Here is a 13,174-nt window from a genome sequence, read left to right on the forward strand (position 1 = left end):
CGATGAACAGGTCGTCCCGTCCCCGGCATCACGCCGGAGTGCCGCGACCTGTCGTGCGCACCAAATCCCGAGCTCCCCCGCCGGATTCGTCTAGCACTGACCAAAACCCGGGCTCGTTCTGCAAACGGCGGTTGAAATCGCCCATAATCGCAAAAGGAATGCCATCATCGGCACGTTTGTTGACCCATTGCGACTTGAGCACCCGCGCCTGCTCAAAGAGAACCCCGCAGTCTTCCCGTGGCGAGGTCTCCGGCTCCGAATGGCAGCCGGACTTGAGATGGACGGAGAGTAGCCGAAGCGGGACACCGGTATCGAGCGAGATATCCACGCCATAGCGGTGTCTACCGGTTGCGCCGATATCCAGCTCGGTAACATCCGGATTGCGGACATATGCCACCGATTTGCGGATCGCAATGCCGGTCAGCTGTTTGGTAATGAACTGGCCGGAAAGACCGGCACATTCGCGCCTTTCGCCTACCGGCGGATCGGTGGATATTTCTATGGACCAGATCTTTGGATCGAATACGCGAGCAAGCGCAGCGGAGCTCTCGACCTCCTGTACGGCGACAATGTCGGCCTTGAGCTGCTCCGCGTAGGTCTTGAGCAGGCCATAGTCCGCCTCAGTGCGAGGACGACAACCCGCTCCGTCCTTCTCCGCGAGATGTTCGAGGTTCCAGGTTGCCAGTGTAAGTGCGCTGGCTTTGCCGACCACCGTGATGGAGAGCAACACACAAATGAGAAGCCTCAATTCGAGACGAACACGCATAACTAACCTCCCGCGAGTTTCGCGGATAAATCATCGCAACAATTCCTGTCGACGCTCTGCACTCAAAGGCTGTGTGTGGGCTCGTTCGATAAAAGCCGATGCGGATGCATTGCCGTGCTTCTCGAATCGGATTTAAAGGGGCTTCTCATTCCGCAGTATGCCGAGCAGGGTATCGAGCATTCCGATTGGAATATCCATTACGATATACTTCTTTTCGGCACTCAAATACGGCTCGCGCGGCGGCCTGCCGGTGACATAGCGGTATCCTGCAATATCGTTGCCCTGCAGAAGCTCGATCCAGCCAAACGTTAGCGTCAGTTCATGACGATCAAACGTGTTCGTCTTCAGGTCGTCCGCGAGCACAGACGAAATAGGAGCGACCAAGCACAACAGTAATGCAATCACTAATCGGCGCGACATTGTCTTCCCCCGCCCGGTAGACCGTTATTCTTGATCGAGTTGCATGTCAGTATCACTACAAGTACGTTTAGGTCGTTAAGGCTCCGGTATGTCGACGACAACGGGCCTGCCTTCCTTCGCGCCATCGAACAGCACGAGCAATCTTATTCCCGACGGCCCCGTGTCGAGCGGAAGGATTGCCTCGGGCTTGTACTCCGCATCGTTGATGATGGACGAAATCTCCTTGAGCAGGCGCACTGTAGGACTTTCGCCATTCCACCAATACACGGCATATGAGCCGGGCCCATCGGCCGAGGGGCCGGAGAGGATAAGTATCCCGTTTTCATAGGCGGCAAGATCGCGCACGCCCTGCCCGTCGCCCAGCCGTAATCGATGGAGCGTAACATCGAATGGCCGTTGCCGAATAGCGCGGCCAGCGACACGGATAGGATCGCTGCGCGCCCGTCATCCAGCGTCGGCCCCCGGAATCCGGCTAGCAGCCTGCCCTCGCGTATCGCGATGCCTTCAATGGTGACGCCGTTGTTCTCAAGCCGCTTGTCGAGAAAACGGCGGGGTGTAGGCTCCGCCGCGATTGCTTCGCGCAATCTCGCAGTCGGCGTAACTGCCTCGACCGCACCGTCCCGGTCAACGCGAAAGCGGATGATCCGGCTACTCGCAGCGATCTTTGCATTGATTTCGGCGTCGTCTCGGCCGGGTTTTAGTTTCCTCTTCCGGTCGCGAGGATGCCCGTGCGAGCCTGTCACATAATAGAAACCGTCTGCAAAGGCGACGCCTTCGCCGTCGAGCTCAAGCGGTTTGCCTGCAAACCTATCGGTGATCAGCGGGATCGATTCGCCCGCCCTCAGCTCCCCATCCTCGATCGTAACGAACTGGGCTTCTTGGCGCTCATCGTCGATGACAACGCAAGTGCGAGGAAAAACCTGGCCGCCCTGGCAGGCGATCCCGCTAATATCCTCGGATTTGTCGCCGTCCTTGCCGAGCAATTTGCCTTTGACCGGCCAAGGGGCATCATCTTGCGCCCGAGCGGTGGGGACGTTGGCGGAAGGGATAAACCCCGCGATCAGAGAAACAGTGAAAAAAGCTACAGCGAGGCAACCGCGCATGGAGGTTTCTCCTCGGTGACGATGACGATACTTCCGGACTTTCCTCGACCTCACCAGTCTCGCTTTGAACCTTTAGCGCCCGTTCCTGCGTTCGGACATTGCGCGAGATGACGCGACAAACCGGAGGGAAGGGAGAGAGCACGGACACTCGCCCCGAAATATGATCGATCTAATATGTCTTGATCTCGGTAGTAGTTGATTTAAGCTACAACCTCTTTCAAGCACGTTCAAGACTTATATAAGATTCCATTTTCAGCGGGGGGGGGGGAATCATGAAGCTATATCTCTTCGACATGGGATCGAAGATCTACGGCGATTGCATCCTTGCAGTTCATAATGGTCGCACAATCCTGATTGACGGAGCCCACCCAGGCGACTGGCAGAGTTCGGGAGATACGCCGTCAATCCCCGAGCAACTCGCAAAAGTTTTGCGCAGGCCACCGTTCGAAATCGATCTGCTCGTCGTAACCCATTGCCACTCCGATCACATCGGATGCCTCCCGAAGATGGTCGCGGATGGTACGGTCACGTTCAAGCGGGCGCTGGTCGCAGATGAAAACTTAGGATTTCCTACCGATGGAGAGGACGCCGCGGCCGACGCCGTCGCGGCGAAGGTAATCGCCGCCATCGTCGAGGAGCCTCAACCCGATTTGCAAGGCCCTGCGCTTGATCAGTTTCTTACGGATGCCGCCAGGCTGGCCGACAATTACGCGGCGATGCTATCCAAGCTCGAAGAGGACGGAACGAAGATCCTTCGGTACACGGGCCCCAGCGCAAAGATCAAACAGCTTGAGAGGGAGTTTTCCGACTTCGGTTTGAAAGTTCTGGGACCGACCAAAGAACATCTGGAAATCTGCCGGGACGAGTTGGCGAGGCTGAAGGCCAGGGCGCGACGTGCAACCGATAGTCTCAGGCAAAGGGACGCAGCGCTCGATGCCAGCGACATCTATCAGATGCTTCTCACCAGCCCCGCAAGAGGGGCCGACGCAGCGACGGACGAACTGGCGGAATTCCTTGACAGGGTAGGACCGGGAGCGGCGTTAAACGATCAGAGCATCGTGTTGTCCCTTGGCTCGGAGCAACAACGATGCCTTCTTACGGGCGACATGCAGTTGGCCGTCCCGGAGGTCTCTGGTCTGGACGAATTGATGTCTCAGCTTCTCAAGGACATCAAGCAAGCGGGCCCGTACCAGTTCGTGAAGTTGCCCCATCACGCATCCTACAATGGGTTCGACGAAACCGTCCTGGACGCCGTAAAGGACGCCCCTGCCTTCGGAATTTCAACGGGGAGAGGAGATCCGAAACATCCCGATTCCGGAGTTCTTAGGTTGCTGAAGAGTATTTCTGATGATCACTCTTGGGCCAGAACCGACCTGAACGGCCGGCTTGCGATCTCATTCAGAGGCTCAAGCGTTGAGATCGGAGTGGACGATGGCGAGTTGAATGACGCTTCGCCCAACGCAAGGGATGTCCTTCCCGAACAGCCGTCCGAGGAGGCTGAGATCGAACCGCCCTTGCCTCGCGTGCTTCCCGAAGGCGGCGCTCGCCCTCGAGCCGGAGCGGAAGTCGTCCGACGCCCCCTTTCGGATCTGGTCGAGGTGACAGCTAAGATTCCGCACACAAAGACGAAGGTCACTATCACAATCGAGGTAGAACCAGGAGGTCCGGGAGGGCCGGAGGTCGCGGAATTCCGTCCGCAGCCCGGCGACAAAAGACCGGTTGCTCCAGTACGAGACCTTCCGCCTCTGTTGGTCGTGACAAACACGAAACGTTTGGCGGACAACATCGGTAGGGCGGAGGCGGCCAATGTTCTGGCGACGTTCGACGGGCGTCAGCCGATAGTGGATTTGGCGCGAGAGAATTCGCCATTCGACGCGATCCGTCGCGAGGCACGCAATTCGTCGGTAAAGGGTGTGGTGATCGTCGGGGGCTACGACATCGTACCCTCCGAAAGGTACGACACGCTTCCACCCAGCCTACGAGCCAGTATCGGACCGAGCGCGCGGAACGATCCGGACAATTTCATCGTGTGGAGCGATCAGATCTATGCCGACCTGGACGGGGACGGTCTAGCCGACGTTCCAATCTCACGCATTCCCGACGGGCGCACTGCCCGCCTCGTGCAAACCGCGCTCGCCAATAGTCCAACGACCACCGCCACCCGCTTCGGACTCCGGAATTACGCCCGACCTTTCGCGGACCAAGTCTATACGGGAGTAACTGGAAGGGAAAACATGTTAACTTCCCAAGCGGTAAGCTCGGAGGCAGTGGTATCGAACAGCCTTTCCGCCAAGCTCATCTACCTGATGCTGCACGGCTCCGACACGGACAGCTCGCGTTTTTGGGGCGAGACTGCCGGAAGCATGCTCGAGGCACTGACCGTTAAGAACATTCCAGATCGCTGCGGGGCCGTCGTGTTCTCGGGTTGCTGTTGGGGAGCTCTAACTGTGCGCACCCGAGCAGACGTTTACCGGGCTGGCGATCCGATCCAGGTGGTTACGCCAGCACAATCCATCGCTCTTTCGTTCCTGATGGCCGGCGTGTCAGCCTTCGTCGGCTGCACAGGCGCTCACTACTCGCCTATCGACGGCAATTTGGATTACTTTGGCGCCCCGCTGCACTCCTTATTTTGGGAGCACATGGCTTCCGGAAAGAAACCAGCGGAAGCCCTGTTCCAAGCCAAGATCGACTACATTCGTGGAATGCCCCATGGCAGGACCAAAATCGAGGAAATTGCGATCGAAAACAAGATTTTGAGACAATTCACCTGTCTTGGATTAGGCTGGTGAAAGACTATATTGGGTCGTATGATCCGTCGGATCGGAGGTCGATATGGCCGGAAAACCAGACTATTTCAGTGGCGCCCTAGAGGGGTGGGAACCAATTGATTCGCCCCCCCGCGGCCAGGACGCGGCGGCCCGCCCTCCCGAGAAGCCAGATCGGGTGGCTCAGGAATTCGTCAAGGTCGCAAGGAAATACGCGTCCGACGCCGTCGTCAAAGACGAACGGGCATCCGAACATTCGAGCCTCGTGCGCGCCAAGAAGAAGGGCTCGGTCGATAACGACGTAAGCGCGAAGACCTTTGTCGTCTCTGGAAACAAGATAGTCGGGTCTCAAGGTTGAAGGCGGAGATCGCGATGCTTGGCGCCCGCCGCGGAGCATCGAGTTCCCTTCGCAAGATCAGAATTCGTGCGCTCGACACCTCGCAGCTGCAAGGCGGCGTGTCGTGTCAGAGGCTCGGGCAGACTGAAATCTCAGAACAGTCGTCAATCCCGCTCAGTGTGAACGCTTGATTTCACACAGCGGGCTCCATGCGTCATTTTCGTCCCGGGTCCAAGGGCCCGTGCGATTCCCCAAGCAGCGGTCCCCACGCGGCCTTCGGAGCTAAACCGGTATCTGGTATTCAAAAAGAGCGGCGTCTGCTTGAGCTCCGCCGCGAAAGCTCGACTGGCCGCGGTGGCGTTAAGAACATAGTTCCGATCGGCCTGCAGGACACGCCCCTGCGTTCTTTCGTTGAGGGCCTGCACCAATCCAAGAAACGGCATTTCTTCCCAACCCTTTTGTCTTGCCACCTCTCTGTTGACCGGAATGAAAGCTACCAGTTCGGGCGAGGTCATCAGCTCGAGCCCCTTTTCCCGCAAGGTCGCGTTGTGGCTGCCATGGTGGCCCACCTTATAGAACACCGTTCGGCCGAGCAGCTCGGGGCCCGTCACCGGGCGGCCGGCGACCTGCCACACACACTCCTGCCAGCTCAACCAGCTACCGACCTGCGCGTCCCCGGGCAGTAGGATCACCTTGCCGCTCTCGATGATCTCAATGGCGAGCACAAGGCTTGTGTTGTTGGTGGCACTGTCGAGCGCGAGCGCAAAATCGGCCGCCGGTCCGAGCCATGCGTTGTCAATACGGCGCCAGTCCTGGCCCTCCTCGTCAACCGCTGGATCGGGATCGAGATAGTGACGTTCAAGGAAATTGCGGAGGGGATCGGGATCCTCCGATCCGCTAGCGAACCGCGGCGCGTCGACGAGAGGGCGCAACGCGACGCCGACGTCTCGGTCGAAGGGGCTGAAGGCATCCCAAGGGGTACCCGCCCCAATGGCACTTTGGTCGGCAGCAAGCACCGCGCTTTCGACGGCCCCGACGTGATAGACTTCGCTTTTGGCAAAGGTCTTCTTGATAGCCTTCTCGTCGTGCGGCGGGCCCAGGGCGAAGATGCGCACGCAGGGCGCTTGCGGCGGCGTCAGCGGCGGGTCATCCGGGCGCCAGTAGATCGGCTCCTTACCGTTGACGAAGCCGCGCGCATTGGCGAGTGCGTCCCTTGTGCTGCCGCCGACCGCTCCAAAGCCGAAATTGAAGAAGCTCAGGACCGAGGAAATGCCCGTCGCAACCGACTCCGCCGCAAGGCCCCGCGCGCCGAGATTGGCGACGAAGCCAACGAGCTTCTTCAGTTTCTCCTCCCGCTCCCGTCGCAGGCGCGTCGCGAGCTTGTCTTTCGGGTCCTCGGTCCAGGCCATCCACAACGCGTCGATTGTGAGCGCCTGGAACGCTTGCTTCGCCTGCACAAATCCTGAGACGTGGTCCCAATGCTCGTGCGTGACCACGAGCACGTCGAGGTGGTTGTCGGTGACCGTGGCGACGTCGGCGACGATTTCGGCAATCTTGGTCACAGCGTCAGGCGTTCCGAGGATAAGGCCGCAATCGACCAGCATCCAGAAGGTGCGCTTCGAGCCAGGGATGCCCAGCAACAGGCAGTCGCCGAGGCCCTTGCGATACATGCGGATCGTGATTGCCTTGTGCCCTGCGACGCTGCCGCCGGCTTCGGGCTTCACCGGCCTGTTCGGGCCTGTCGTCGCTGCTTTTCTGCGGGCTCCTGACTTCGCCGGTTTCCTTTTCGGTTTTCGTGCCACGGTCGTGTCCCCTAATGGCCGCAATGTATCATCGCGAAAGGCTCGCGGATTGCGCTCGCAGCACCGAAATACGACGCTCGCAGGCTGGGGCCGCGGGACATGTAGGCCCGTTGCGCCTTCTCCCGGTTCTCGCTGTTGACGCGCTTCGTGACGCAATACCGGATCGGTGCTTCGTCGTTGTCGGCGTCGATGACGAGGGTGCAGCCGCCGCGAAAGCGGAAGGTACCGAGACTCGGGTCGTTCGGATCGAAGAGCACGTCGCGCGATTGCGTAATGACGACAATCACGTCGTTGCCGATGGTGCCGTCACGTGCCACCCGTCGCGCCGGGCGGACCGAATGGACCTCGAAGCGGCGGCGCGGATCGGAGAAGTCCAATCCGAAATGCGGCGCGACCTGCGTGCCGATGTTCTGCATGATCCACCCGTGCATGGCTCTCGCACTCACCTTGGCGTTGCGGTATGCCTCTTCGCGGTCGGTACCGACCCGCCACTGCAGCGCGAGCTCGCGAAGAAACCGCCCGGCACCCGGCGGCTGCCAAGCTGGGCCGGCCCAACGCAGACTTTCCACCGACAGGCTGCGAACACCTTCCGGATAGATCTCACGCGCCGCAAAGGCCTCGAGCAAAGCGACCCGGTAACCGTGCTTGTCCTCGGCCACGAGATCTCTGTCCGCGGTGATCAGCGCGCGCAGGTAGTCGCCGAAATTGATATCGACGGGAGGGCAGTAGTCGAGCGCGCGGATGCAGATCGTGAGGACATCGGACGCAGTGTTTGCCGCCTCGTCGGCCAGGCGTGTGACCAGGTCGGGATGGATCGCGCCGGGTGCCAGCACGCCGCTGCCGCCGGTAGCGATGCGCAGGAGGTCGTCGATGCGGCGACGATAGACAGCGAGGAAGGCGTCAAAAACCGCGGCGACCAGGATCGAGCCACGCTCGTGCGCTTCCGTAGCCGTGGCGAGGGTCTTGTCGGGATCGCCGATGGCGCTACGCAGTGCGCGTGAATAGCCCATCGCCTGACCGAACTCACGCGCCAGAGTGACGAGCAGCTCGCCCTTGCGCAGGTCGGCGCGCCCCTGCTGAATTTGGTGTGCAAGCACGTCCGGAAAGGTGAAGTGCTGGAAGATGGCGACGATGTCGGCGAGCGCTTCGTGGAAAGCATGCACGTCCGGATTAGTGTCCTCCTGGTAACGCCGATGCAGTCCGTCTAGAATCGCATGGGTCGTCTCGTGAGCGATAATGTCGTGCGACAGGCACGTAAAAACCATTCGCCCGCCGGCCTCATTATCGGCGCCGTTGCCGCGCCCGTCGGGGAAGTAGCCGAACAGCAGCGCTGCTTTGTCGGGGCTGTAGAATGCGTTCGCTTGACGCAGCGCGTGAGGGTATATGCGCAGGCGCTTGATGTAGAATTCGTCGTAGGTCGCGTCCGGCAGAGCGACGCCGGATTTGGCCGTGCCGGTGCGGCTAGGCTTCTTCGCCGCGATCCTGACCCGCCTTGGCGCCCATAGAACGAGACGACCGAGAGCATGCTCGAAATGCTCGATTGTCTTCATCGCCACCGCATAGACCATCTGTTGGTGGAACTGCGGATTGCCGACCGAAGGGGCATGGCCGTCTTGAGCCAACAGGAAGGGGTCGTTAAGGTCGACCGGGTCGTAAACACGCCCGCTTGCGGGGTCGACGTCGACAACCTCGACATATTCGCCGACCGGTCCGGGCTGCAGCACGTTCTGCGAGCCGCCGCTGACTTCCCACGGTAGCTTGATCACCGAGCGGTTCACGAAGGCAGTGTCAAGGCGGTTCGATGCGCCGGGATCCGTAGCGAAGATCTGCAACCGGCGATGTTTGGGCGGCGGGCGGACGGTGCGACGCGCAACGGGGGCTGTGACGGGACTTGGCGGCGCAGCGGTGCCGGGCGGTGCCGGAGTCTTATCGACGCGCTGCGATGGGGTTGGCGCAACGACACTCGTCGACCGCCCTAGCGACAATTCGAGTTGTTGGCGCAAGGCCGATGACACGCGGCCCTCGTCGAGTATCGCCTCCAGCATGCGGCGGCGGTCGCGCTCGAGAATGCGGCTGCCGCCGAGATCGGGGTCGGCTACCGCCTCGCGTGCCGCCTTGGAGGTTAGCACGATCTGGGCCAGCTCAAGCTCGAACAGAGGGGTGCGTGGGTCTCCTACCACACCGAGGCCGGTAACGAGCTTGAGCAGGCCGAAGTCGGCGCTGTCGGGCGGCGATCTCCAGGCTTCGAGTTCGGCCGCGGCTGCAGGCGGGATGTCGAGAGCCGCACGAGCCGCCACGATTCCCTGACCGAGGAAGTCGTCGACGCGGTTGCGGGAGTTGGTGCCTGCCTTGACGGCGGACTCGAACAGGGCTTTGCGGACGGCGGCGACACGCATCCAGCCCGTCGGGCAATCCGCTCCGTGCTTCGTCAGCCACAAGGCGGCGGCAGCCGCTACCTGCGGCGTTGCCGACGAGGTGCCGGCCCCGTCGAGATCGATGGTCCCGACGCACCCCCACCGCGCCCAAGGGATGTTGGGTGTGTAGGCGGCGAGCGCGGTCGCCATTTTGCTACGCGGCCCAACGCAGCCCTGCATGACGAAGGGCGGCAGGTTAAAGTAGGGCTCGTCATTGGCCATCACGCCGCAAGCTGCGATCACACGCTTGAAACGGGCCGGGTAGACGATCGAGGGCGTGGGGAAGCCGCCGAAATTGTTGCCGGCCGCGCAGACGATTACGATGCCCTGGTCATAGGCGGCGTTGACCGCATCGGCCCAGGCGGCGGAGGGCAGACCGCCCATGCTCATCGAGATGACGTCGACCCCGAGGACGCGTGCCGCCTCGATCGCTTCGGCGACGCTCGAGGTGGCGAAATGCGCCACTGAGTTGGCGATGCGCATTGGAATGATGGTGGCGTTCGGCACTCCGCCGAGGAAATCGCCGTTGTTGATGTCTTGCCGTGGGTTGTTGCCAAGCGGTACCGGGACCATGCCTTGGAGCCGCGAGCCGGCTAGGATTCCCAACGTGCCCATACCATGGCCGGGGTTCTTCAGAAGCCCCGTCATGCCGGGATCGTGCGCGTCGTTTCTGCTCTCGCCAGCGACGAAGTTGCGTTGGCGCGCAACGTCGAGCTGCATCGGGAGCAGCTTGTGGTCCTTAAAGTAGCCGGTGTCGAGATGCGCGACGGTGACCGTGTGCGCGCTGCCGACCACCGCGTCGCGCGCCGCCTTTAGGCCCGAGAAATCGGGCTCAAGATGCCAGGCAAAGCGATCGACATGAGGGAGCGCGCCGGTATCCTGCGCTTCAGGCCGGTCGCAAGAGGGGGCCGCGGCCGCGAAAGGTCCGCCCGGCGCGCCGCGCGGATCCTCGATAACCCAAGCCTGCTCAAGGTCGGGCTCGATCGCTTGCACGTCGTTGACGCCGCTCTCAGCGAGTGTCTTCCCTAGTGCATGGGCAAGGTCCCACGGCGAATGTCCAGCGAGCTCATTCTGGATAGCGAAGGTGTCGCCGCTGTCGGTCGGCTCGGCGAGGAACCAAGTTCCGGCTTGCGCGACGGAACCAGCCGCGAAACCTTGGCTCTCCGGCAGAGTGCCCTCGGGCGCGGGTGCCGTGAAGAGCGGCCTCAGCGTCAACGTTGCGCTCGCAAGCGCCTGTTTAAAGCCGGTGAGGGCGACGCCCTTGGGACCAGCGACCTTGACGAGAAAGCGCTTCGTGATTGTCACGGGATCGCCCCGCCTTTTCGTGCCCCGGCTTTACAGAGATATACTCACACATCCAAGGCGATGCCCCTGTGAAGTGGTTCACACGGTCAGTAGCGTGCGGCACCCCGAAGGACGGCTTAGAGCGCCCCCGGCCCCTGTTTGCTTTGTAACGGCACGCAATTCGAGCTGCCAAATGGCCTCGGCGCCGGTCGGATGGGCGCGATTGTTTGGGTTGCTCACCTTCGTCAGGTTCGGCAAGAATTACTAACCTCGCCAATAGTGGTACTTGTATTCTGCACGATTCAACCAACTAAGTACCGTGCACTGGGTTGGACGAGCCATCCAATGTCTAATCTCATCAAATTGGCTTCCTGGAAAGACGGAGCAACTGGCGCAGACAGAAGCACGCTCAACGTGGTTTTTGTCCACGGACTGAACGGGCACGCCTACAACACGTGGCGGAGCGGAAAAAAGGAGGCCTCCGCTGATCCGACGTTCTGGCCCCTATGGCTTGCTCAAGATCTCGCGGACATCGCAGTTTTCACTTTGAGCTATGAAGCGCCGATCTCAAACTGGATCGGGACGTCGATGCCATTCCAGCGACGAGCAGCAAATGTATTGCAAAGGTTGCTGCTGGAGACATGCCTGCAAAGCAAACCCACGATCTTCATCGCTCACAGCCTTGGTGGACTTCTCATTAAGCAGGTCATGCTCGATCTTGCGAACCGGAAAGACGCGAGATCCGGAGCACTGCTCGATCACGTGCGGGGCATTATTTTTATGGGGACCCCGCATACCGGCTCCGGGAAAGCCACGCTTCTTGAGAGGTTGAGCTTTCTAGCCTGGCCATCCGACATGACTTTGGCCTTGAAGCTTGATGACCCCGTTCTCGAAAAATTAAACAATGACTATCGCAACTGTGCCAAGGCGAGAACCACGAGCCTATCCCATTTGGCATTTTACGAGACGCAGCACACTCCAGCTGGCATCATCGTCGCACCTGGTCCAGCCGACCCTGTTCTTGACGAAGTAACCGCGATTCCACTAGACAAAAACCACACCAATATCTCGACACCCGTCGATCGAACCGCGCTCGAATATCTTCTCATTAGGGACTTTATCGGACGTGTCGCTTCACAGTCGGCGCCGCCGGTCCCCCGCGCAGACCCGAAAGTGAACTCCGGGAATTCGGCCCCGCCAGAACATCAGCTAGTAAAAGAAGACCTGCCTCCAATAGCAAGGTCGCAGCCGGTTTTTGCCTTTCCGAAGATCATTCGCGTTGCCACGATCCTTGCGATCGGAGCGTCAGTTTACTTTTTCTTCCGACCTGTGCCGCCTCCAGGACCAGAACCGTGGGACAAGACTATCCCCTCAAAGCTCACGTTTGGACTCACGCGGACGGACTTTGTGAAGTCTATCCTGGGCGAGCCAAATCAGAGTGCACCTTTCTATTCGGCTTTCGATAGAGATGGATGCCGCATCTCAATCATCCACACCAGTAAAGAACCTGCCCAAGTCGTCTCCGGTACTGTACAGGGCGACACAGTCTTGGCCGCCATAATATCTCATGACCTGAGCATGTCCGATTGCAAGGCGACCATACGTCCGCCTTTTGAACTGACCGTCAAAGGCTCCGTAATCGGAAGTCCAAATAAGATGCTCAAAGCGGCAACCTTCCAAGATTTTGGGGTTTTGCAATCGCTTGATACGACGGACGATCCACTTAAGCATTCGTTCCACTGCGAGCCATTACTCGCTTATATCGGGAATTATGTGATGAGTCAGGGAGCTCTTCGGCTTCGGAATAGCGCGGGAGATATTCTAGGTCTGACCTGTCGGATTCATTATGATTTTGGGCCGATAGGCCAATACGATATGCAGATTTGGCGGCGCGTCCCGGATTCTCCGGCGAAGGATGACAAACTCGCCGAGTTAGTCGGTCAGCTTCGACAGAATTACGAAGTAACCGGCGGCTGCTATACCGACTGCAACCCGACCGATTTTCAGCGCTCGCAATATTACACTGACCTCACGCTGAACGATGTACTTCGGGCGTTTGCGCCAGCCCGCGTAGACGGGGTTGGCTTCTTTCCTGCGGACCCGATAGCAGGCCGAGTGGTCGATGCAGCTGCATGTCCAGGTTCTTCGTGCGGCACTTCTTTGAAAGCACCACCGCCGCAACCTCCTGGACCGATAATCGAAGCGCCGAAGTCCTTACCTCAGAAGAAAAGTCGATAGTACCGCCTGACCTTGCCCCCATATGTGGAACGGCCCGCGTGGCAA

At 60.0% G+C, this 13,174-nt stretch carries 8 protein-coding genes and 1 pseudogene; 3 read left to right on the forward strand and 6 right to left on the reverse strand.

What is annotated here, in order from left to right:
* Nucleotides 1-28 precede the first annotated feature (28 nt).
* From NLM31_RS36985 to NLM31_RS36995, 4 genes and pseudogenes are all read right to left on the reverse strand, one after another.
* Nucleotides 29-766, reverse strand: a complete 738-nt coding sequence (locus tag NLM31_RS36985) for an endonuclease/exonuclease/phosphatase family protein (RefSeq protein ID WP_254195433.1) — start codon at nucleotides 764-766, stop codon at nucleotides 29-31.
* A 132-nt stretch (nucleotides 767-898) separates the two neighbouring features.
* The gene (locus tag NLM31_RS36990) at nucleotides 899-1,186 is read right to left on the reverse strand and encodes a hypothetical protein (protein ID WP_254195434.1); all 288 of its coding nucleotides are present in this window, start codon (nucleotides 1,184-1,186) and stop codon (nucleotides 899-901) included.
* Nucleotides 1,187-1,261: 75 nt separating this feature from the next.
* The gene (locus NLM31_RS43490) at nucleotides 1,262-1,531 is read right to left on the reverse strand and encodes a hypothetical protein (RefSeq protein WP_375167520.1); all 270 of its coding nucleotides are present in this window, start codon (nucleotides 1,529-1,531) and stop codon (nucleotides 1,262-1,264) included.
* A 71-nt stretch (nucleotides 1,532-1,602) separates the two neighbouring features.
* A pseudogene (locus NLM31_RS36995) lies at nucleotides 1,603-2,289 on the reverse strand (DUF3616 domain-containing protein); the annotation flags it as partial.
* 272 nt (nucleotides 2,290-2,561) lie between these two features.
* Between NLM31_RS36995 and NLM31_RS37000 the strand changes: the two are divergent.
* Both NLM31_RS37000 and NLM31_RS37005 read left to right on the forward strand, forming a co-directional pair.
* The gene (locus tag NLM31_RS37000; RefSeq protein WP_254195436.1) at nucleotides 2,562-5,078 is read left to right on the forward strand and encodes an MBL fold metallo-hydrolase; all 2,517 of its coding nucleotides are present in this window, start codon (nucleotides 2,562-2,564) and stop codon (nucleotides 5,076-5,078) included.
* A gap of 43 nt (nucleotides 5,079-5,121) precedes the next feature.
* A complete protein-coding gene (locus NLM31_RS37005; protein ID WP_254195437.1) occupies nucleotides 5,122-5,412 on the forward strand; it encodes a hypothetical protein in 291 nt (96 codons plus the stop codon).
* Nucleotides 5,413-5,555: 143 nt separating this feature from the next.
* On the opposite strand, the gene NLM31_RS37010 is transcribed toward NLM31_RS37005, so the two are convergent.
* Both NLM31_RS37010 and NLM31_RS37015 read right to left on the reverse strand, forming a co-directional pair.
* Nucleotides 5,556-7,115: an MBL fold metallo-hydrolase gene (locus NLM31_RS37010; protein ID WP_254195438.1), complete on the reverse strand. Its 1,560-nt coding sequence runs from the start codon at nucleotides 7,113-7,115 to the stop codon at nucleotides 5,556-5,558.
* Between the two features lie 89 nt (nucleotides 7,116-7,204).
* Entirely contained in the window at nucleotides 7,205-10,912 is a 3,708-nt protein-coding gene (locus NLM31_RS37015; protein WP_254195439.1) for a S8 family serine peptidase, read from the reverse strand.
* A gap of 324 nt (nucleotides 10,913-11,236) precedes the next feature.
* On the opposite strand from NLM31_RS37015, the gene NLM31_RS37020 reads away from it, so the two are divergent.
* Nucleotides 11,237-13,129 (forward strand): triacylglycerol lipase, encoded by a 1,893-nt coding sequence (locus NLM31_RS37020; protein ID WP_254195440.1) that lies wholly within the window; start codon nucleotides 11,237-11,239, stop codon nucleotides 13,127-13,129.
* The last annotated feature ends 45 nt before the right edge of the window (nucleotides 13,130-13,174 follow it).

The sequence above is a fragment of the Bradyrhizobium sp. CCGUVB4N genome, assembly GCF_024199945.1.
Lineage (GTDB): Bacteria > Pseudomonadota > Alphaproteobacteria > Rhizobiales > Xanthobacteraceae > Bradyrhizobium.